Source organism: Bacillus massiliigorillae, assembly GCF_000380245.2.
Lineage (GTDB): Bacteria > Bacillota > Bacilli > Bacillales > DSM-1321 > Bacillus_AD > Bacillus_AD massiliigorillae.
This window is the reverse complement of record NZ_HG428741.1, coordinates 1176002-1199529: the sequence shown is the minus strand read 5'-3', so window position 1 is coordinate 1199529 and position 23528 is coordinate 1176002. Positions and strand designations below refer to the sequence as shown.

Below are 23528 nucleotides of genomic sequence, written 5' to 3'. Positions count from 1 at the left end.
CGAATATAAAACTCACAATATATAATTATTATGTTATTTTTCTTCTAACATTAATATTCTGATGCAATAGTATTGAGTCTATAAAATAACATTGACAAAATCTCGCATCAGAATAGTATGTTAGTAGCTATAATTAAATTGAGAGAATACTTTCTTTAATCGTCTTTACGATAAAATTAAAATCATTATCAGTTATGCTTAAAGGAGGAGCAAGTTGAATAATATTATTGAAACCAGCTACAGTATCGCCATTTTTACCAATTATCAAGCCTTTTTCTCTGCAGTTCATAATAACTTTATCCATTATTTGTGAAGTAACTGGCTTTTTGGTTTCTTTATCTTCTACAAGCTCGATACCAATGAGTAAACCTTTACCTCGTATATCTCCAACCCAAGGAGACTGTTTCAACTCTGAAAGTTCATTTAATAATTTCTCACCAAGAACTCTTGATCTATCAATTAAGTTCTCATTCTCCAAGATTTCTAAATTTTTCAGAGCTAGCGCACATGCCGCAGGATTCCCTCCAAATGTATTTACATGACGAAAACGATTGTACATATCGGTACCTGCAAATTTCTCGAATACCTCTTTTCTTACAGCCGTTGCTGATAAAGGCAGATAAGCACTGGTAATACCTTTAGCCATTGTAATAATATCTGGCTTAACTCCATAATTCATAAAACCAAACGTTTTACCAGTTCTTCCAAATCCACAAATTACTTCATCACAAATGAGAAGAGCACCATGTTTCTCACAAATTTCTTTCACCTTTGCCATATATCCATCTGGTGGCATTAGGACTCCTCCACCTGTGATAATTGGTTCCATAATAACACCTGCGATTGTTTCACTTAGCTCCCATGTCATGATACGGTCAATTTCATCAGCGCTCTTTAATGTTTCCGCATCATCAGGATTACGATATAAATCTGGTGGAGACACATGAAGGAAACCTGCAGCTAATGGCTCATATCTATATTTACGTTCAGCTTGTCCAGTTGCCGATAGAGCTCCCATGGAGTTCCCATGATATGCTCGATAGCGGGATATAAATTTATAACGATTCGTATCACCATTTTGTTGATGATATTGACGCACCATTTTAAAAGCGGTTTCATTTGCATCCGATCCACTATTTGAGAAGAAAATGACATATTCGTCATCTAACCATGAATTTAGCTTTTCGGCTAACTTAATAGCAGGTATATGACTTTGGGATAATGGAAAATAAGGTAATTCTTTTAGCTGTTCAAAAGCAGCCTCAGCAAGTTCAGTACGTCCATAACCAACATTGACACACCATAATCCAGACATACCATCTAAATATTTATTCCCATCAATATCTGTTACCCAAGCTCCATTCGCACTTTTTACAATTAAGTTCGCTGGAGATGGATTTGCACCTCTCATTGCATGCCATAAATATTTCTCGTCTGTTTTTTGAAGATTTCCTAATGAATCAGTAATTTGCATTTTCACTCACTCCAATTCTAAATTAGTAAATTCACGATTTAGTAACGAGCTGTCAGCATTTTTTTACGAGTATAAAACTCTACACCATCTTTTCCATTTGCGTGTAAATCACCATAAAAAGATTTTTTATATCCTGAAAATGGGAAGAATGCCATTGGAGCTGGAACTCCGATATTCACACCGAGCATGCCTGCATCAATTTCTTCTCTAAATTCACGAACTGCTTTTGCACTATCAGTGTATAAACATGCACCATTAGCGAACTCAGATTCATTCGTTAATTCAATGGCTTCTTCTAATGTATTCACTCGAACTACTGACAAAACAGGTGCAAACATTTCTTCTTTCCAAATCTTCATAGACGTATCAACATGGTCAAAAATAGTTGGACCAACAAAGTAACCAGCTAAATCTTCTCTTTCATTTCTTCCATCTCGAACTAAAGTAGCTCCTTCTTTCTCGCCAATATCAATGTAATTCAATGTTTTCTGTTTATGGCCTTCACGAATAACTGGTCCCAAGAAAACATCTTTCTCCATTCCATTCCCCATAATAATTTGATCTGCTTCTTGCTTTAGTCGTGAAACAACCTCATCACCAATTTCACCGACTGTTACTACTACAGAAGCAGCCATACATCTTTCTCCTGCCGAACCAAAAGCAGCTGATACAATGTTTTTAATTGCATTATCCATATCAGCATCCGGCATTACAATCGAATGATTTTTCGCACCTGAAAGAGCTTGAACACGCTTGCCGTTAGCTGCTGCTGTTTTGTAAATATATTCAGCAACTGGTTGAGATCCAACGAATGATACTGCCTTAATATCTTCATTTTCCAATATGCCATTTACAACATCATGAGCTCCATGAACAATATTGAATACTCCATCTGGTAATCCAGCTTCTTTTAATAATTCTGCAAGGCGATTTGCTAGAAGAGGTGTTCGTTCAGATGGTTTTAAAACAAAAGTGTTGCCACATGCAATTGCTAAAGGAAACATCCAACAAGGTACCATCATCGGAAAGTTAAATGGAGTAATACCTCCAATAACACCTATAGGATAGCGATACATGCCTGACTCCATACCTGGTGAAATATCAGGTAATTGACTTCCCATCATTAATGTAGGACTGCCTGCTGCAAACTCTACACACTCAATTCCTCGTTGAACTTCTCCATGTGCTTCTGAAAGGCTTTTACCATTCTCTAATGTAATAATGCGAGCTAATTCATCCCAATTTTCAACAAGTAGTTGTTGATAACGAAACATTATTCTAGCACGTTTCGGAACTGATTCTTTTCTCCACGTAGCAAATGCAGCTTTTGCTTTATTAACTGCTATATTCAAATCTTCACGATTTGAAATTGGAACTCGTGCAATAACTTCACCCGTCGCTGGGTTTAGCACTTCTTCATATTTATTATTTACTGTTTCTACCCACTGTCCATCAATGAAATTTTTAATTTTCTGGATATTTTTTAAAGTCTCCATTTGAATCCTCCATTTGTCTAATACTTAGTTAACTTAATACTGATTATAAAATGAATTTAGTTTAGAAATATATTAGACAAAGTGTAAGGAAATGAAGCAATAAACTTTACAAAATTAAAATAATTAACGCTTTCCTAGAAATTCATATGAAGTTATCGCAAATTCAATTGCTTGTCTTTTATAAGTTTCTTCAAAATCTTTTCCTAATAAATGATACAGTTTTTCTAGGCGATAATATAAAGTTTGTCTAGCAATAAAAAGCTGATTTGCTGTTTCTTTCTTCGATCCGTTTGTTAGCAAGTATACTTTGAGTGTATTCAGTAATTCAGAATTATTTTCCTTATCATAAGCTAAAACAGATCCTAAATAGTCATCAATAAATTCATGTAAGTACCCATTTTCCTTCGCTAACAATACCAATCTTAAAATATGTAAATCATCATAATATATTATATTTTGCTTCTCCATTCTTACTGCTCTACTTTCTTCAATCAATAGCGTTTCATTCGCCGTATTATATGCTTCTTTAATATCTACCAAGTTAGAAATAAATTTTCCAACACTAAAACTTAGCTTCGATTTACCTTCCTTTAAACAAAACTCTGATTGAAATAAGCATTCTATTCCCTCACTTATTCTTTCTTTCCAATCAGACACGTCTCTATAATTTATTAGCATAAAAATCAAGTGATTATCACGAACTAAAAAGTAACTAAAATATCCTTTTTCATTAAAAATCATTCGAACATAGGCTTTAAATTGTGTAAATTGATACTCATCATCACTTAACTCATCTAACTCACTTAATACAACAACACATCCATTTACTACTATATTTGGATAGCGCTTTGCAAAATACATTTTTACTTGCTCTTCTGTATAAGCTCCTTCTAGCCATTGCAATGCCCAATTCGTTTCTTCTGTTTTTTTTCTTTCATTAATATAAAGATTTCTAAATAAAGATTGTGCTAAAGCAGTAACCGTTCTATCTATAAGTAGACTTTCAAACTCTGTTATCCAACCAGTAATAACTATAAGCTCTGCTAATGTTTGATTCATTACTTGAACAGTGAAGACTTTATTCTGACTCATTAGCCCCAGACTATTATCATTGATTAACTCTTGTATCCTGAATTTTTCCATATCATTATTCATAAATATATGATTATCACCGAATTTAGGTATATAAACAATAGGAAATTGTAAATAATTGTGTAATTGTTCAAGAATTTTTTCTGTAGGATTTGGTGTTAGTAGAATCTGATTTAATCGATTTGAATACGATTCTAAATCAGAAATCATTTGATAATGTTTCTGCAATAAAAGAGTATGTATGTCTTGAGTAATATCTACAAATCGAACTTTGCTATTAAAGACGATTAAGGGAAAATTATACTGATTGGCCAATGAAATAATTTGGTCCGGAATTGCTTTTATATATTTTCCTAGCTCAATACATAAAGCAGAAACATTACTGTCTATAAACTCTCGAAATAATTGAAGAAATTCTTCTTTTTCAATGTTCCATCCCACACCTGTTGATAAAATAAGTTCATGACCATTTAGAAGATGTTTCACATCAGTAATTTCTATTACATGTATCCAATTTACAGTTCGATTCAGCCCTTTTTCACCAGCAATAACCTCTGCATTCTTAAATTCATTGCGTTCTAAAATTGCCTGAACTGTTAATTTGAAATTATTTTTCATATGCTTCAATTCTTCCTCTCTGCCAAAATGCTATAGTTTATTAATGCATACTTAATACATTTCTAACAAATAATAGAACTCTTCCTTAAAAATTTAAGGAAGAGTTCTATTTAAGCTATTTAATAGTTTCCTAACTTGATTTCAATCCCAAATAAGCACTAACCACATGCTTATTTTGACTTAACTCTTGACCAGTACCGGATAAAATGATTTTTCCTTGATCTAGGACATAGCCTCTATCGGCAATTTTCAAAGCAGATTTAACGTTTTGCTCAACCAAAATGACCATTGTTCCTAATTCATTCTTTATCACATCTAAAATATCAAGAATTTCATTAACGATAATTGGTGCTAATCCCATGGAAGGTTCATCAAGCATAATGATTTTGGGGTTAGACATTAATCCTCTCCCAATGGCTAACATCTGCTGTTCACCACCACTAAGATTTCCTCCCAAATTGTTCTCGTGCTTTTTTAATCCTGGAAACATCTCGAAAATACGTTCCAGACTCCTTTGATAAAATTGAATTAGGTATTACACCCTAATTTGATTTACAAAGGAGGTTATCCATTCATGTAAACTGATATTTATCTATTTACAATCTAGTAATTTTTTGTTTTCTGATGCCTTTTCAAATACTATACGTCCATTCATAATGGTTAATTTCACTTTCGTATCCAGCAATTCTTCTTTAGGGATACTGAAAAGATTTCGATCTAACACGACTACGTCTGCAAACTTGCCAACTTCTAATGTCCCAAGTTCATTTTCTCTAAATGATCCGTAAGCAGATCCTGCAGTATAGGCTTTCAAAGCTTCTGCAAGGGTAATCCTTTCGTCTATGTTCCATGTATTTGCAGCTAATCCTGTACTATCAACTCTTGTTACAGCACGATATATTTCGAGCAAAGGATTTAATGACACAACAGGGAAATCACTTCCAAAAGCCAACTTTGCTCCAGCGTTTTTTAACTTATTTACAGCAAACGTAAATTTATCTCTTTGTGTTCCTAAGCGCAATTGATACATCTCTTTTTCTATAGAAGCTAAATGCTGTGGCTGCATTGAGGCAATTACATCTAATTGTTCGAAACGACAAATATCATCAGGATGAATACTTTCAATATGCTCAATAGTATGTCGAGAATCTCTATAACCATTTATTTTTTGTGCATCTTCAAAGGCATCTAAAGCTAAACGAACAGCTGCATCACCGATTGCATGTAAACGAATTCTAAATCTCTCTCTATCCGCCTCTAAAACCCATTTTTTTATTAATTCTGGTGAAAAAGTAGTTCCTCCTCGTGAGTCAGGCTTATCAGAATATGGTTCTAACATGAAGGCTGTATGTCCTGAAATAACCCCATCAACAAATTGTTTAAGTCCAGAAAATTGAAGGATTTCAGATGAATAAGTATCTCGCAGCTGTTTAGCTCGTTCTAAATCACCATTTAAAGCAGGGGCTAAATAAATTCGAGCTGTTAGTTCTCCTGCTTCCTCTAATTCTTTAAATAATTCAAAGTCTGAAAGTATTTCACTACTTGGAGCATACATATCATTTAAGGATGTAACACCTAACTCAGCCGCCATCTGAAGAAAATTTTTGACCATCTGCTCCTTCCTTGCTCGTGAAAAATCAAATGCACCTTTAAAAACTAAATCCATCGCTTTTTCATAAAGTATACCTGTTAATTCCCCGTTCTCATTTTTATCAATTGTACCAAAGGTTGGATTTTCTGTTTCACAATTAATTCCCATGAGTTCTAGTGCCTTACTGTTCACCCATGCAAAATGGCAATCAACATGCATTAGAATTACAGGCTTATTTGGAAGTACATAATCTAATGAAGCAACAGTAGGTAATTGTTTATTAACCCAACTTTCATTATTCCAGGAAAATCCTATTATCCATGGTTCCTCAGGTCTCGCTTCAGCATATTTACGAACCATTTCAGCCGCTTCCTGTTCGGAATTTGCATTTGCTAAACTAACACAATCCATCTGTAAACTTCCATCGATAATGTGTAAATGAAAATCATGAAATCCGGGCATAATCAATTGATCTTCAAAACTATATACTTGTGTATTAGTTCCAATATAAGTAGAAGTAATTTCCTCGTTTGTTCCTATAGCTACAATTTTGTTATCAATTATGGCAATTGATGCTGGTTCAGGCTGATTAGCAAGTCCAGTAAATACTGCATTACTAGAAAGTATAATATCTGCTTTTTTTATAGTTTTCATTTACATTTCCTCCTAATTTCAATTCTTTACATTTTCTTTTTCTTCCTCAAATTGAATATCAATAGTTTTCAAACCGGCCACCTTTACTAAATAAACTAGATAAATTATCCCGAGTAGCGTCCAACAGCTTCCAAATATGATGGCGTATTTACTTAATCCCGAAAGTAACCAAACGATAAAACTTGCACCAACAAGTGGCATAATAAGATATAAAACTATGCCCTTAAAGGAGTAATTCTTTTGTTTTATAAAATAGTGTGAAATAACTGACAGATTAACAAATAAGAATGCTATCAGAGCCCCAAAATTAATAAGAGATGTAGCTAGAGTAAGAGAAAATGCAAGTGCCAATAATGAGATGATACCTACCAAAATAATATTGAAGGTTGGTGTTTTAAAACGAGGATGTAAATAGCCAAACGATTTTTTAGGCAACATTGAATCACGTCCCATTGCATATAAGACACGTGACACACTGGCTTGAGCAGATAGTCCTGAACTAAAGGTTCCAACAAGAGTAACAGCTAAGAACAATGACGCAAAAATATTTCCCCCTATTAATTGTGCAATTTCGAGAGTTGCTGAATCTAGATTTTCAAATGTTGTATAGTCCGGATGTACTCTGCTGGCTATATATGAGACAGTGATAAAAATAAAAGCACCTATAAATAAGATTATGAAAATAGCTTTAGGTATGTTTTTTTGAGCATTAATCGATTCTTCAGCAAGTGCAGTTATAGAATCAAAACCTATGAATGAAAAACATAGGAGTGATGCTCCTGCCAAAAGATATGAAAAAGAATGTTCAGGATTATAAAAAGGTAGAGAAGAAAAAATTGTAGCAGTTCCCGATCCAGCAATCACTGATTTAATAGAAAGAACGCAAAATAGAAAGATAATAATAATGGTATATCCCATGAAAAGTGAATTTAATCTCCCTACTAATTTTGTTCCTATTATATTTACTACTGTAGTAGCAGCAATTAAAAAGAGAATCCAAAAATATGATGGAACAGACGGGAACATCGAAGAAAAAAAGATACTAAAAATCAGAGCGTTCACCATAGGAAGTAGAAGATAATCAGTTAAAATTGCCCAACCTATTAAAAATCCAATATTGGGATTAAATGAACGTTGTACGTAAGTATAAGCTGAACCTGCTATTGGGAAAGCCTTAACCATTTGCCCATAACTATAGGCAGTAAAAGCTAAAGCAAACGCTGCTAAAATATACGCTCCTGGCACCTTACCTAATGTAACTTGAGAGGCTATACCAAATGTAGCAAAAACAGTTCCTGGAGCCATAGTTGCTAGTCCAAAAATAACCAAAGAGAATAGTGTAAGGTTACGCTTAAGTACAACCTTTTCCATACGTATTTAATCTCCTTTGTAGCAAGATTTTTTAAATAACAACTGATTATCATTACCTTTTTAGAAAAACACGACTTATCGCCCTTAATGGAGAAAGTCGATGTATTCTCTTAAACTTAACCCTTTTAAATAAGTAAAATGTTCACGAGTTGCAAAAAATAGCCAAGCCTTTTCGAAATAGAGCTTGGCTGTCATCATAAAACTTAAAAATCTTACTTTATTAATCTAGCTCAAAATTCAACTTGTACACCTTTTTCAAAAACGTAGGAATATCCCACATACACACAAGACCTTTTGGAAGAGAAACTACCATATCTTTTGTGACATTATAAGTTTCATCATCCACAGTTATATTGACTTCTCCTTCTAACACGTAAAATGTTTCTGTTTCTTCTAGCTCCCATGGGGCCTTATGAGTGGTGTTTTCCCATGGTTCCCACGTATCGATACCTAACTGTTCATATTCTTGACTCGATATTTTTTTAACGACGAATGCCATAATATTTCCTCCCAATAAAAATTAATACAAATTTCAGATTATTTTTTTAATGCTGTTCATTTTTTGATTTTCACTAAGATTTTTTAGTCTACCAAACTCTTTTCTCATGAAAAGAATAGCTATTATAAACGAAAGTACATCTGCAATTGGAGCTGCATACCAAACGCCATTTACCCCAAATATTTTGGGAAGAATAAATAGAAGAGGAACTGTAAAAATAAAAGTTCTTCCTATTGCAATAAAAGTTGCTTTCACATTTTGTTCAATTGATTCAAAATATAATGAAATTAACAATGTGATTGCTCCTAACGTAAAGGTAAAGTTGAACACTCTAGTTGCCCAAACCCCGATGTCTTGCAGAGCCGCATCTCCTCCTGTAAAGAAATTAACAATCGAATTGGTGAAAATAAACAATAAAACAGTAACAACAAAAATCATAATGAATGTGAATTTAATACCTAACGATGTAATTTCACTAACTCTAGAATAAAGTTTAGCACCGTAATTATAGCTAATTAAAGGTTGAATACCAGCTGTAATTCCCAATACTAAAAGCACAAGAAAGTTAGTAATATATCCATTTTGAATGGTAAAGGCTGAGACATGTAATTCTCCTCCTAAAAACGCTAACTGATTATTGAAAACAATAATCGCGATAAACATTGTAAGTTGTATAGAGAATGAGGCAACACCGGTAGCAGTTACTTCTAACATATTTCTTAATTTCAGTTTTAGGTCCTTCAGTTTAGGTTTTAACAATGATTTACCAAAAAGAAAATAAAAAATTAGAAGACATGGGAACGATGTTGAAATGTTATTAGACCAAGCAGACGCTTCAACGCCATAGTGAAACTGATGAAATAGAATTAATTCAACAGTAGCAGCCAAGATTGCTCCAACAAACCAACTTAGCGTACTTAATCCTGGTCGTTCATCAAGAATGGCGAAACCACTACAAATAATTGCTAACACTTGAAAAGGAAAGAAAACCCAAGCATGATATCCAAATTGCATGGCAGACGGTAAAGACGCATCATCCGCACCAAATAGTCGCATTAAAGGTTCATTATAGATGTAACCAAAGATAGCAATCACCGTCGACAAGATCATAGCGAACCAGATCGATTGGCCAGCAATACTTCTCGCTTCATTGATTTTTCCAGACCCCAGTCTTAGGGCAACAACCGCTGCAGCTCCAATTCCAATTAGTACGCCAATAGCACGTGAGAGAACTTGAATAGTATATCCAATGCCAACACCCGCCATCTCTTTTGTCCCTAATTGACCGACTATATTACCATCAACAAATGAAGGCGCCGCCAAAAAAATGTTACCTAGTATAGCTAGGAGAATATAACGGTAAAACAATTTTTTTATATTCTTTGTTCCTAATTCCCTTTCTTCAAGATCGTTAGGAGTGATATTTGATTGCTCTTGGACATCTATATGCTTCATAAAATACCTCCCTTACTTGTATTAATTAGAAAACCAACCAACCGGCTTTGCTTTATAGCTTATATTAATTTGTTTCTTTTCTGAAAATTCATCAAGACCAAACATACCTAAACCTCTGCCAACACCACTCTGTTTATAACCACCCCATGGAGCTTGAATCGTTGCAACATGATAACAATTCACCCATGTGATACCTGCCTGAATCTGTCTGACTACGCGCATGGCTTTCTCCATATCCTGACAAAAAACAGAACCAGCCAATCCAAAAACAGTATCATTTGCTAAATTAATTGCTTCTTCTTCATCTTTAAATTTTTGAATGACTAAAACAGGGCCAAAAATTTCTTCTTGAACAATTCTCATATCTGGTCTAGTATTAGTGAAAATAGTAGGTTCAACAAAGAAACCATCTTCATATCCGTTACCTACAATTCGATTTCCTCCACAAGCAAGCGTTGCACCTTCTTTTTTTCCAATTTCGATATAATTTAATACTTTTTGCATATGTTCTTCACTGACAAGCGGTCCCATTTCACTTTTAGGATTATTTCCTTGACCAACTACAATCTTTCTTGCACGCTCTATTAATCTCTCAACAAATTGATCATGAATGCTTTCTTCTATTAGAAGACGAGAAGCCGCTGTACACACTTGACCACTATTAAAGAAGAGATTAAATAAAGCATTATCCACTGCAATTTCTATATCATTATCAGCAAAAACAATGTTTGGAGATTTCCCCCCTAATTCTAAGGTGATTTTCTTCGTCTGCTCTGCAGCAACACGCATAATATTCTGACCAGTTTTCGTTCCACCAATAAAAGCAACTTTATCTACTAATTTACTTTCGACCATTTCACTACCAACAGAATTCCCAGCTCCCATTACTAGATTAGCAACTCCGGCTGGCACACCAGCTTTTTCTATAATTTCAAATAGTTTAACAGCAGTAATTGGTGTAACCTCTGATGGCTTTAATATAAATGTATTTCCAGCAGCTAATGCTGGAGCAATTTGCCATGATGCCATAAGAAGCGGGAAATTCCATGGAACAATAAGGCTACATACACCAATAGGTTCACGAGTAACGATTGTTTGAACAGAATCGCCTACATTATATAATTCACCTTCTGGTTGAGTAATAAGACTTGCATAATATCGAAAACACTCAATTGCATTTTGGACATCGGTTTTGGCTGCTAATAACATTTTGCCATTATTCAACGTCTCCAACATCGCTAAATCGTCTGCTTCTTCTTCTAAAAGATCAGCAATTTTATGCAAATACTTGGCACGAGTTTTAAAAGGAAGTTGTGACCAAATTCCACTATTGAAGGTTCTTCGCGCCACTGAGATTGCACATTTTGCATCCTCTGTAGAACCTTCAGCTACTATAGCTAATCGCTCACCATTTGCAGGATTTTTCACTTCCCTCTTTTCTTCAGAAACAGAATTACACCATTTTCCATCTATATACATCTTAAGCTCCATCATTTTCATCTTCTCCTTTACGCCAACCAATCTAACAAACGATGATACTTACTAGCTAAATTAATAAGCAATCCTTTCTGACTTGAAAGTGGAAACGGCTTTAATTTCATCTCACCAAAGCGATATAAATTTTCACTTTCTTTTACGATGAATTGTGCCAATAATTTCCCAAAAAGAGTAGCTAATGATGCGCCATGACCACAATATCCAGCCGCAAAGAATGTACCATCTTCCATTCTTCCAAGGACAGGGAACATATCTCGTGTTACACCAATCAATCCATCCCAACGATAATTCACTTTACATCCCTTTAATTCAGGGAAAACGTTAATCATAGCATCGTACACTTCTTTGTATACGCTTTCACCACGGTTTGGAATAATATCCCCACCACCAAAAGCAATTCGAGAATCTGGCGTTCTACGGAAATAATATAAGAAGTTACTTGTATCAAATATCATTTGCCCTTTTGGGAGCAGTTTCTTCAATGTGGATTCAGGTAACGATTCAGTCGCAATGATTTGACTACTAATAGATAGAATACCTTTATGGAGAGGTTTCGTAATACTTTCCGAATATGCATCTGTTGCTAAAATAAGTTCTTTTGCTTTTACACTACCTGATTCGGTAAACACCTCTACATACCCTGATTCTCTTTTTATATTTATCACTTTTGATTTTTCAAAGATTTTTGCCCCATGTGATTCAGCCGCTTCTGCTAAGCCTCGTACATAATTTAGCGGATGAAAGGAGTAACTTAAAGGATCTTCTAAACCTCCATGATAAGCCTTGGAAGCAATAACCTTTCCCATATCATTTTTCTCTATGATTTTTGTTTCATATCCAAAATGCTTATTAATGAATTCGCTTTCTTTTTTCATTCCCTCAAAGTGCTTTTGTTTAAATGCGGCCACAACATGTCCTGTTTTCTGCAGTGAACAGTCGATTTGATAATCTTTTGTTAGTTGTTCAACTAGTCGTAAACTTTCAATCGAAAGGTCGTTCAGTTGCTTTGCTTCATCCACGCCCCACTTATCCGCAAGCTCTACTAAAGTAGGTTTATAACCAGGCAAAAGCATGCCTCCATTACGCCCACTCGCTCCCCATCCTACCGTTTCTTGTTCTAAAACTACTGAGTTATAACCTTTTTGTTGTAAATGAAGAGCTGCCGATATTCCAGTAAATCCCGCACCAACAATGACGACATCTGTTTGTTCCTTTCCTACAAGTGCTGGACGATTTTTTTTTGGCTTAGCAGTTGCTGTCCATAATGATAAATTATTCATGAATTATGTCTCCTTTAAGTGATTATGTGTTTTTTATTGTTGCACCAATTTTCTTTCAAATACAATTTCTCCATCAACCATCGTCATAGAAGCCTTTATATCTTTAATGTTCTTGTCTTCTGTTTTTAAAAGGCTACTATCTAAAACTACAAGGTCTGCAAGTTTTCCAACTTCAAGACTACCTTTTCGATCTTCTTCAAAACTTGCATAAGCTCCATTCCATGTATACATACGAATAGCATCTAAAAGGTTTACTCTTTGTCTATCACCTACAGAGATACCATTTTTACTCTTTCTATTTACAGCTACATGAATACCTAATAAAGGGTTACAAGAAGTTACAGGACAATCGGAACCTGCTGCTGCTACTATTCCTTGATTCACGTAATCATGTAGAGGATACATATAATCAACACGATCCCCATAATTTTGAATATATCCTTCACCAAATTCATAAAAAAATGGTGGATTAGGTATCGGAATGACATTAAGTTTTTTCATGCGCAGTTGTAAGTCTGGTTCTGCAATACCTGCATGTTCGATACGATGTCGACAGTCTTCTCTTGGAAACTCCGTCTGTAATCTCTCGATAGCATTAAGCAGCATTTCAATTGCTCGATCTCCCTGTGCATGCGCAGTTATTTGAAATCCATTTTGATGGGCTCTTGTTAAAACTCTATCAATTTCTTCTTGGGTATAATAAAGAATGCCATAATCTTTTTCATTGCTTGTGTAAGGCTTTCTAGTCGCAATAGTTGGACCACTACTACTTCCATCAAGAAAAATTTTCGCAGGTCCAATTCTAAATCTATCATCTCCTATACCTGTAACAATTCCAGCATCAATCATCTTATTAACAAATTCTTCTGAATTATTCAAAGCACAAATCATAGCATATACACGAACTTTCATTTCACCCGACTTTACAGATTTAAATATGGTTTTAAAATGGTTCGGCCCATGTCCACCAGCGTCATGAATGCTTGTTATACCATAAGATAGGAACTCATCAGAAGCTAGTTTAAAAGACTTGTACAATTCCTCATCTGTATAATTTGAAGCCTCAAACATTTTCATATTTGCACTCTCAATTAAACGCCCAGTAAGTTTACCATTATGATTACATTCAATTTGATTATTACTAGAATCAAATTGAATTGTATCCATTCCAGCTAACTCCAATGCATAGTTATTTACTATGGAAATATGATTACATGTGCGAGAAATATATATAGGATGTTCATTTGAAATATCATTTAATTCCTCTATAGTCGGATACCGCTTCTCTACCATTGACATCTCATTAAAACCTGAAGCACGAATCCATTGACCTTTTGGAGTTTCTAATTTTTTCTTTTGAAGATCCCTAAGAAGCTCTTTTATAGATGTTATGTTTTGCTCTTTACAATCAATTCCTAACTTATTCGTTCCTACTAGAACATGAAGATGCGAATCAATAAACCCTGGAAGAACTGTTTTGCCTTCCAAATTAATAACCTTTGTACCATCGTCAATATAAGAATTTATTTCTTGATTTGATCCTACTGCAATAATTTTATTTTTCTTGATAGCGATAGATTGCATAACATTATTTTTTGAATCTACTGTTATAATTTCACCATTTAGAAATACAATATCTGCCCCCAAAGTAACCCTCCTTTATAATAAAATTACACATATGGTAAGTTTTATCATTTTTAATTATTCTAAAAACTTAGTATAGTTATCATAAATGGTAGGTTAAGCTTTATGTCAATAGGCTAATTTTGAACTTTTTTCGAAAAACATGGGGTTATGACCACTTTTTTAGTTTGGAGGTTTGCAAATGAAAATCGGATCTTTCGCTAAGCTTTTTAACGTTTCAATCGATACAATTCGTTATTATATTGAAATTGGGTTAATTGTTCCTGAAAAAAAAGGCACTCAATTTCATATGAATGAATCCTGCATAAATGATATGGAATTAATTGTTGAACTAAAGGCTTTACAATTTTCCCTAAAAGAAATTCAAAAATTCCTCTCGTACAAACGTTTAACCATTAATATTGATGTCAGTTACTATCAAAGAATGTTATTAGAGAAGAAAAATAGATTTTTACGAGAAAAAAAGAGATAAACAAACTTATTAAACATATTGACGAAAAAATACAATCTATCAATCAACCTACAGATGTTAATACTTCCACTGGTGTTCCAATAGCATTTGTCCCATTTTTATATTGTCCACATTGTAACGTACCTTTAAATATATGTGATGCATCTATATTAAATAGTTGTATTTTAGAAGCAAGATTGACCTGTTCATGTGGATTTATATCCTTTATAAAAGATGGAATCATCATTACAGCAAATATTGAAGAATCACCATACTGCATCCTAAATGATGACACGATGGACGAATTCACCCCCAACTTTGTAAGTTTAAGAGAAAAAGGTGAACAATGGACTATTAAACTATTAAGGGAACAAAATTTAGCCAATAAAGTCGTAATTGAAACAAATATTGATACGTCTGTCTCCTTACCAAAATACATATCTTCTTTTGATCAAAATACGTTTTTTATTTTTTGTGGATTCTCTTTGACTATGATAAAAAAATTAAAAGTTTTTATCGAAAAAAACAATCCAAAACTCAATGCGGTTTTTATACAAAACACTGACTATAATCTTCCATTAAAACATGGAGCAATAGATGTCGTAGTTGATTCTTTAACTACTAACGAATTTTGTTCATATAAAGATGTCTTTCCAATGACTTTATTACGGAATTATATAAATCGAGAAACTAAAATTATTGGTAACTATTTATATTATCACGAAGGATCTACTTCATTGCGTAACTTTCATAGCTTATATCCTAACGCTCATCAACATGTTCTTTATTCGGATTACCTTGAATCAAATCTAGAAAAAGAAGGCTTAAAAATTCATTCACAAGCTTTAATTGGTTCAACAGACAACCCTGGCACCTTTCTTGATTATCATGAAAGAGGAGAAAAAATAAATCTGCTTGGTTATTTTGCAGAGCAAATCATCTAAATAGAATAGTAACGCAATCCTCAAAAAAGCAATTAGTTAATAGAAATAATCTTTTTTAAAGTTTCAGCCATTTAAGATAAAAAAGGATAGATAAAGCACATTTGGAGTTTGCTTTATCTATCCTTTTTACGCTATATAATGTGCGATTTCATAAAAAAATTCATTAAATATCAACAATACTAATTGTAAATTCAGATTATTCTTCATAAATCGACATTTTTCTTATATACTATAGAAATAGTTTAAAAAGGAAAAAGTAGCAACGCTCTCTCCTGATATTCTATACAACTATTACACCAACGGGGGGACAACATGAAAAACGTAATTATTAAGTGGAACCAGGTGAGCCTAGTAAAACGAATACTTATAGGTATTATTATTGGTATTATCTTAGCTCTAACGATTCCTACTGCTACAAGTTGGGTTACGATCTTAGGTTCTTTATTTATAGGTAGCTTAAAGGCCGTAGCTCCACTATTAGTCTTGTTCTTAGTTATGTCTGCAGTTTCTAAGCATAAAAGTGGACAAAAAACAAATATGAAATCCATCATCGGCCTGTATGGATTAAGCACATTTCTAGCTGCTTTGGTGGCCGTTGTAGTTAGCTTTATTTTTCCAATAACTCTATCACTTACAGAAGGTGTAAAGGACGTAACGCCTCCTGATGGTATTGTCGAAGTACTAAAAACATTACTATTTAACGTAGTCGACAACCCGATTCATGCACTTTTAAATGCCAATTATATTGGTATCCTAGCTTGGGCATTACTACTTGGTATTGCCTTAAGAACTGCCTCTGATTCTACCAAAAATGTACTTACAAATTTTTCAGATGCTATTTCGCAATTAGTAAAATGGGTTATAAATTTAGCACCAATTGGAATTATGGGACTTGTCTACGATTCTATTGTAACAAGCGGACTTTCCACTTTGCTTAGTTATGGAAAACTACTTGCTGTATTAATTGGATGCATGTTTATTATTGCTTTTATTGTTAATCCAATTATCGTTTTCATATATACACGTAAAAATCCTTATCCTTTAGTATTGACGTGTATAAAAGAAAGTGGAATAACTGCATTCTTTACTCGTAGCTCGGCAGCTAATATTCCAGTAAATATGAACTTATGTAAAAAGTTAGGATTAAATGAAGATACTTATTCAGTATCAATCCCATTAGGAGCTACCATTAATATGGCTGGTGCAGCTGTTACAATTTCAGTGTTAACCTTAGCAGCTGTTCATACTCTTGGCATTCAAGTTGATATAAGCACAGCACTTATTCTTTCTGTACTATCAGCTATTTCTGCTGCTGGTGCTTCAGGTGTTGCTGGAGGCTCACTCCTACTTATTCCTCTAGCTTGTAGCCTATTTGGAATATCAAACGAAGTTGCTATGCAAGTCGTTGGGGTTGGCTTTATCATAGGTGTCTTACAAGACTCATGTGAAACAGCACTCAACTCATCATCTGACGTACTATTTACAGCAACTGCAGAATTTGCTAAAACACGTAAATGATAAATAAATTGCTTGGTTACAAAGAAAAGTACTTATGATTTCAAATCAGGCTATTTGTAGAACATTCTCAACAAGCTGATTTGAAAACGTTTGCTAATCAATCTATTGTAGCAAAGAAGAATGTAAAGAGGCTGTCCGAAAATCGCTTTTCGGACAGCCCCCTTCTTTTTTATAAGAGACAACAATTAATTACTGTCTCTAATAAAATAACCCTTTCTTTATAAACTCTACTATCAACATTAAAAAATCTATTTTTTCTATTAAAAATTAAAGCATACCTGCTATTTCTAAAGATTTATATAGTGTTTTTGCCATTTGTGAACGTGTTAATTGCTCATACGGTCCAAATGTCCCATCTTTTTTACCTACAAATATCTCCAGAGCATGTAAACGTTCAATCACTTTTTGTTCTTCTTTCTTTATTTTAGATATGTCTTTAAATGATTTTATAGATGAATCAACGTTTTTTACATCTAACTTTACGTAATCCAAAATGTTCGATAACATCAATGCAGCTTGTAAACGAGTAATTGTTTCATTTGGTTTAAAGGTTGTGGAATTTACCCCTTTTACAATACCTGCTTCATATAATGCTTGAACGGCGTCCTCAAACCACTTTCCTTTCACATCTTTAAATAACGATTGTGATGTTGATTTTAAATCTAACGCACGAGCAACCATTACAGAAAACTCTGCGCGTGTCATATTTCCTGTTGGGTCAAATTTTTGTATTGACTTTCCTTGAACAATACATCGTTTAGCTAAAGATTCAATATAATTTCTATGAGGATCTTTCATACTATCAGCAAATGATACGTTATTAGTTCTTATAATAAAATTCCCACCATGTTTCAGTTTTAATAAAATTCCTTCTTTTGTCACTAAGTGTGGAACAGCTTCTAACCCCTTTGTTCCTTCACGCAATACAACTGCCTGATTCAAACCAACATCTACTTTTTCTTTTGGAAGAATAATAGAAACATAATTTTTAAATATAATAGACTGTTCTTTAGTAAATGCTTCGAAAGAAAGTTTATTTCCTTTAACTACTAATCTTATTGATAAGGAACCAGCATCTCCTACATTAAAATCATCTTTCAAAATCTCTATTATATATCCTTGTTTAGTAGACAAAGTAACAACATTCTTTTCTGATTTACGTATTATTTCTAGCTGTTTTTCAGAAAATGTATAAGTATAACCATTTGTAGTTTCTAACATAGATGCGGTTAAATTTTCACTAGACCATGATTCATTAGTATTTTCACCATCCGGCTTTTCCTCTGAAGGTGGATTCGTTGATTCATTTCCTCCTGTTGATGGCGGATTTGTTGATTCATTTCCTCCTGTTGACGGCGGATTTGTTGATTCATTCCCTCCTGTTGATGGCGGATTTGTTGATTCATTTCCTCCTGTTGACGGCGGATTTGTTGATTCATTTCCTCCTGTTGACGGCGGATTTGTTGATTCATTTCCTCCTGTTGACGGCGGATTTGTTGATTCATTTCCTCCTGTTGACGGCGGATTTGTTTGATTGCTTTGTTCATCTAACACCGTAAATAGGCCGTCGCTCTTACTTGAAAGGATTGCACCTTTTGGACTAGTTGCCATTGCTAATTCTGCTCGATACTTACCAGCTTGTAATGATACATCTAAATCCTTTGCAAAACGGTAATAATCTAAACTTGCATTTTCAAAAACCTTACTGCCTTTTTCGTCATATATACGAACAAAAGGTTTAACACTAGCAGCATTTGCCTCAGGAATACCGCTATGGCTGATCAAATATTGACCGCTATCCTTTGAAATAATTTTTTCAATAATTTGACCGTTCGATAATCGTTCATATGCCACATCTTGATTGGTAGCAATACTATAATCTGACGTAGTATTAACTAGTACAGATGAAATGGTATTACCGAAAGAATCTTGAATGGAGGTTTTAGCAGATAATAATTCTCCTTTTTCCAACTTGTTATCATCTATTGTTATGAATGCTTGAAAATCACCACCGACACGCCAATTTACTTTCTCACTAGACTTAAACTCTTGTGTACCTTTAGATAAAAAGTAATTCCAAATATAGTTATTGGATTCTGGATCACCATAACCAAGCTGTACCTGTAAATCCATCTCTAAATTAGAAGGGACATAGAACTTATGTCCAACTCGTAAAGTTTTAATAAATTCAGTACTGTACTTATTATAAGGATATAAAATGGCCCCTCGAACATCTTTGAATCCTGCTGTATCTGCGTCAATCATTATTTCTACTAATTTGTCTGTATTGAAAATGACCTTATTCTCTTCACCAGGTTTTATTTCCACATTATTATCCAAAAAGTAATAGTTGGATTTTTCACCTTCAGCGTTTGGAAGCGTAACATAATTTCCTTCTATAACAAAGGAACCAGGCTCTAAATATATAGCATCTTTTGTATAGTTCTGTAAATTATTAGCTGTTGGATACACTGTTGTTCCACTTACAGTGACCGGCTGTTTAATCATCCAAAGCTTAGAAGACACACCATCAAGTTTTTCATTTCCTTTCATAGCAGAAATAGATACTTTTTGCATATCCGTTGGTATAGTCATTTTATTTGACAATTCTTCCAAATCAGTAAATTGACGGAATAAGTAGCCGAACTCACCAGTTGATGTAGTATAACGAATGATTGCAACGTTACCACCTTTTTCTTTACTAACCTCAAGATTAGAAGGGATTGACAATATTTTAGATGTAGCATCTGAGTTACGTCCAAATGCTTGTACCCATTTATAATCACCATGTGCATCTTTTTCCACTCGATTAATGGTTACATACGTAGCCACATTTTTACCTTGATTGTCTTGTAATGATAAATTGACACCAGAGTCTTGCATATCAATTGTCATTTCCTTCTCTAGCCCTTCAGGAGCAAGTGGGCTTGGGTTAAGTTTTAACGATATCTCATATTTTCCAGCCGTTACAGTTGAACTATTAGGTACCCAGAATGAATAGAAATAGTAACTACGATTTGCTGGATTTGTAGGATTTTTATCATAGCTATTCAACATAATGACATTATCTTGTTTCCGCTTCACTTGATAAATAGGATAGATATCACCAAAATTAATAGCTGCCACTTCATTTTCTTCATCCATAATGATTGTTTCACCAGTAGTTGCATTCTTTTTGTATAATGCATTCGTTGACTCTATTGAACCGCGATACATACCAACTAGCTTATTATCATATGCATCTGAAAAAGCCTGCTTAGTATAAACAGCACCGTCTAACTTATATGCAATATATGGATTTTCACGTTGAATATATGTTAAACCACGTTGCGTATAGTAACGCTTTAAAGAATCTTGATCGGGAAGTAATTCACTAATTTCAAGTGATTCACCGGCTTTAATAGCTCTTTTTTCACCTTTTTTAACAACAGCCTGTTTTTTATTATTTGCGAAAACATAAACCCAATTCTTCTCACCATTATTACCTTTTACCTCAGCATCAATCATATAATTGTACTCACCAGCAGTGACGAAGAATTTTCGACCTGTTAATACTTCTGATGAACCCAAAATTTCAGAAACGGAATCGTTGTATAAATAAAGAACAGCATTTTCAAGCTTACCGGTATCATCAAGAGAAACTTCTCCAACATCACGACTATCGAAAATAAGCGCAGATGTTTCTTTTGTAACAGCAACGTCTGTATTTGTTAAAAAGTATGTGTTTCCCTCTTCCTTATAGTAAGAATATACATTGTAAGCACCTTCATCTACATAAATAGTAGGCGACTCCAATGCATTTTCCTCATTGATTTTTTTAGTAGAAGTAATTTCAATACCTTTTTCATCCTTCATTGTGATAAAATATTGTGCTTTATCTACATTTTTACTGTTTTCATCAAGCGTGTTTAATGTAACAGCTTTTGTATCATCACTATCTAACTCTATTGTACCTTTGCCATTTACTTCTCTGGAATACATAAACCACGTATTGCCACCATTAGCTGCATCAAACTTTCCTTGAACAACTACTTTAAGTGATTTTAAATCTGTGCCAATATTACTTGGTACACGGACAACTCCTTCAGAGTTTGTTACACCAGACCAAAGAGATGAATAAGAATACTGTCCATCCTCTCCTACTACTTTATCAAAAAGCTGAACTTGTGCTCCTTTAGCAATTGTATTGTTCGGTGTTTTCACACTAAACATATAACCTGATTGAGCTTGATTACGAACAGTAACTTCGCGTGATACTTGATTTAATACTGTACCATCTGTTCTATACGTAGCAGCAATGATAGAGTGTTTTCCATCTGTTATTTTAGTAGTATCCCAATCTATAGTTGCAGTCGTAGCGTCTCCCTTCACTTCATCAATAAGATTAGCTTCCGTAATTGTATCTACAAAAAACTTTGTTGTCTCAACTTCCGCTGTGTTATTCAATGAAACTTGTATAGTTGTTTTATTAATAACATTTTCATTAACTTTCGGAAGCGTGAATGAAAGTGGTTCAATATCAATATTTCCAGCTAAGGCTGCTGCAGCATTTACTTTTCCGAAGCCTGTTTTTTCATCCCAACCTTCTTCATTTAAGTCTGTTGCTGTTGAAGTTAAAGCTACTTCAATTTCACTAGCGGATGCCGTTGGATTTTGTATTTTATATAAAGCAGCAATGGCTGAAACATGAGGAGCTGCATAGGATGTACCCGTACCTGTTTTATAGTAGCCATTTTCATCACCTAAATCACCTGAAATAGCCGTACTTATTACACTGACTCCGGGCGCTACTAAATCTAAAGTACTTCCGTAATTCGATCCATTGTAAACTTGGTCTTTTGCTGCAATGGCACCTACAGAGATAACATTTGGTAATGCTGCTGGATAAGAAGTGTCAGCATTTCCACCACCATTGCCAGCTGCAGCAACAACCACAATTCCAGCATCGTGAGCCTTGTTAATTGCTTGTTCAATAGCTTCACTGTACTCTCCACTTATGCTTAGATTTATAACATCAACTTCTTTTTCTATTGCATATTCAATACCTTTTGCTATAGAAAAAGCATCCCCTATCCCTGATTTATTCATTACCTTAACTGGTAATATCTTCACATCCCCCGTTCCAGCAACTCCCGCAATACCTTTTGCATTATTTGTATTTGCTGCAATAAGCCCTGATACGAATGTTCCGTGTCCTTGATCGTCACCTTGATAGGATTCATCATACCCATCAACAAATGTTGCTTCTTCTAGTACTCGACCGTCTAAATCAACATGTGAACCTTGTACACCTGTATCCAGTACAGCAACCACTGCACCTTTGTCTTCACCCTTTAACATTTCCCAAGCTGTTTGAGCACCGACAGAAGATAAGTTCCATTGATTTTCATAATATGTATCATTAACACCCTCAATAGAGTATGTAATATTTTTCTCTGCATAATCAACATTCGCCATTTCCTTCAATGCTTCCAATGTGGTATCAATATTTTCTTTAGGAACTTTATACAAAACTATATCATTTTCTTTTGCAATTAACTCTCCACCTAATTGCTTAACATTTTGATTAGCTTTCATATTATTCAAAGTATTTATATCTTTATATTTTACGATAATCTGTTCTTGACTGACTTTTACACTATTAAACTCATTGCTTGCATTGCCGCCCTTTAACCCATCCTGATTTTCTACTTCGTCAGCAGACGCTATTAGCCCTAATGGCATAGTAGCAGTAATGACAACGGATGTTGCTGTTACTGACTTAAACAGTTTACTATTCATAATTAAACCCCTTTATTTGAAATTCAAACAAACTTTAACAGATAATGATAATCATTGTCAATTAGAAAGAATAAACCCTTCTTTCTACATTTGTTTGAATACGCATCTTTTAAAACTTTAGTACCCATTGATTTTAAAATAAAAATAATTATTTTAATATAGA

The 23528-nt window shown here is 34.1% G+C and carries 16 protein-coding genes; 3 read left to right on the top strand and 13 right to left on the bottom strand.

What is annotated here, in order from left to right; genetic code table 11:
* Positions 1-133: 133 nt before the first annotated feature.
* From TX86_RS05625 to TX86_RS05575, 11 genes are all read right to left on the bottom strand, one after another.
* Positions 134-1474 carry an aspartate aminotransferase family protein gene (locus tag TX86_RS05625; RefSeq protein WP_042347047.1) on the bottom strand — a complete coding sequence of 447 codons (1341 nt, stop codon included), beginning with the start codon at positions 1472-1474 and terminating at the stop codon, positions 134-136.
* A gap of 38 nt (positions 1475-1512) precedes the next feature.
* On the bottom strand, positions 1513-2970 hold the full coding sequence (locus tag TX86_RS05620; protein WP_042347045.1) for a CoA-acylating methylmalonate-semialdehyde dehydrogenase: 1458 nt from the start codon (positions 2968-2970) through the stop codon (positions 1513-1515).
* 123 nt (positions 2971-3093) lie between these two features.
* The gene (locus TX86_RS05615) at positions 3094-4680 is read right to left on the bottom strand and encodes a PucR family transcriptional regulator (protein WP_042347042.1); all 1587 of its coding nucleotides are present in this window, start codon (positions 4678-4680) and stop codon (positions 3094-3096) included.
* A 130-nt stretch (positions 4681-4810) separates the two neighbouring features.
* Positions 4811-5170 carry an ATP-binding cassette domain-containing protein gene (locus TX86_RS05610; RefSeq protein WP_081707571.1) on the bottom strand — a complete coding sequence of 120 codons (360 nt, stop codon included), beginning with the start codon at positions 5168-5170 and terminating at the stop codon, positions 4811-4813.
* Between the two features lie 102 nt (positions 5171-5272).
* A complete protein-coding gene (locus TX86_RS05605; RefSeq protein ID WP_042347038.1) occupies positions 5273-6925 on the bottom strand; it encodes an amidohydrolase in 1653 nt (550 codons plus the stop codon).
* An 18-nt stretch (positions 6926-6943) separates the two neighbouring features.
* The gene (locus tag TX86_RS05600) at positions 6944-8296 is read right to left on the bottom strand and encodes an APC family permease (RefSeq protein WP_042347035.1); all 1353 of its coding nucleotides are present in this window, start codon (positions 8294-8296) and stop codon (positions 6944-6946) included.
* 220 nt (positions 8297-8516) lie between these two features.
* Positions 8517-8795 carry a cupin domain-containing protein gene (locus TX86_RS05595; protein ID WP_042347034.1) on the bottom strand — a complete coding sequence of 93 codons (279 nt, stop codon included), beginning with the start codon at positions 8793-8795 and terminating at the stop codon, positions 8517-8519.
* A gap of 33 nt (positions 8796-8828) precedes the next feature.
* On the bottom strand, positions 8829-10250 hold the full coding sequence (locus TX86_RS05590) for an MATE family efflux transporter (RefSeq protein ID WP_042347033.1): 1422 nt from the start codon (positions 10248-10250) through the stop codon (positions 8829-8831).
* 21 nt (positions 10251-10271) lie between these two features.
* Entirely contained in the window at positions 10272-11744 is a 1473-nt protein-coding gene (locus TX86_RS05585; RefSeq protein ID WP_042347032.1) for an aldehyde dehydrogenase family protein, read from the bottom strand.
* A gap of 14 nt (positions 11745-11758) precedes the next feature.
* Positions 11759-13027: an NAD(P)/FAD-dependent oxidoreductase gene (locus tag TX86_RS05580; RefSeq protein ID WP_042347031.1), complete on the bottom strand. Its 1269-nt coding sequence runs from the start codon at positions 13025-13027 to the stop codon at positions 11759-11761.
* A gap of 33 nt (positions 13028-13060) precedes the next feature.
* On the bottom strand, positions 13061-14674 hold the full coding sequence (locus TX86_RS05575; RefSeq protein ID WP_042347029.1) for an amidohydrolase: 1614 nt from the start codon (positions 14672-14674) through the stop codon (positions 13061-13063).
* A 178-nt stretch (positions 14675-14852) separates the two neighbouring features.
* Between TX86_RS05575 and TX86_RS25635 the strand changes: the two genes are divergently transcribed.
* Positions 14853-15143 carry a MerR family transcriptional regulator gene (locus TX86_RS25635; RefSeq protein WP_052343547.1) on the top strand — a complete coding sequence of 97 codons (291 nt, stop codon included), beginning with the start codon at positions 14853-14855 and terminating at the stop codon, positions 15141-15143.
* Positions 15144-15186: 43 nt separating this feature from the next.
* On the opposite strand, the gene TX86_RS25630 is transcribed toward TX86_RS25635, so the two are convergent.
* Complete coding sequence (locus TX86_RS25630) at positions 15187-15417, bottom strand: hypothetical protein (protein WP_154663054.1); 231 nt, start codon at positions 15415-15417, stop codon at positions 15187-15189.
* 1 nt (position 15418) lies between these two features.
* Here TX86_RS25630 and TX86_RS25625 point away from each other — a divergent pair, with 1 nt between their 5' ends.
* Together TX86_RS25625 and sstT are read left to right on the top strand one after the other, a co-directional pair.
* A complete protein-coding gene (locus TX86_RS25625; protein WP_052343545.1) occupies positions 15419-16066 on the top strand; it encodes a hypothetical protein in 648 nt (215 codons plus the stop codon).
* A 312-nt stretch (positions 16067-16378) separates the two neighbouring features.
* Positions 16379-17584 carry a serine/threonine transporter SstT gene (gene sstT / locus TX86_RS05565; protein ID WP_042347027.1) on the top strand — a complete coding sequence of 402 codons (1206 nt, stop codon included), beginning with the start codon at positions 16379-16381 and terminating at the stop codon, positions 17582-17584.
* A gap of 267 nt (positions 17585-17851) precedes the next feature.
* Here the strand turns inward: sstT and TX86_RS05560 are convergent, their stop codons facing one another.
* Positions 17852-23365 (bottom strand): S8 family serine peptidase, encoded by a 5514-nt coding sequence (locus TX86_RS05560; protein ID WP_052343544.1) that lies wholly within the window; start codon positions 23363-23365, stop codon positions 17852-17854.
* Positions 23366-23528 lie beyond the last annotated feature (163 nt).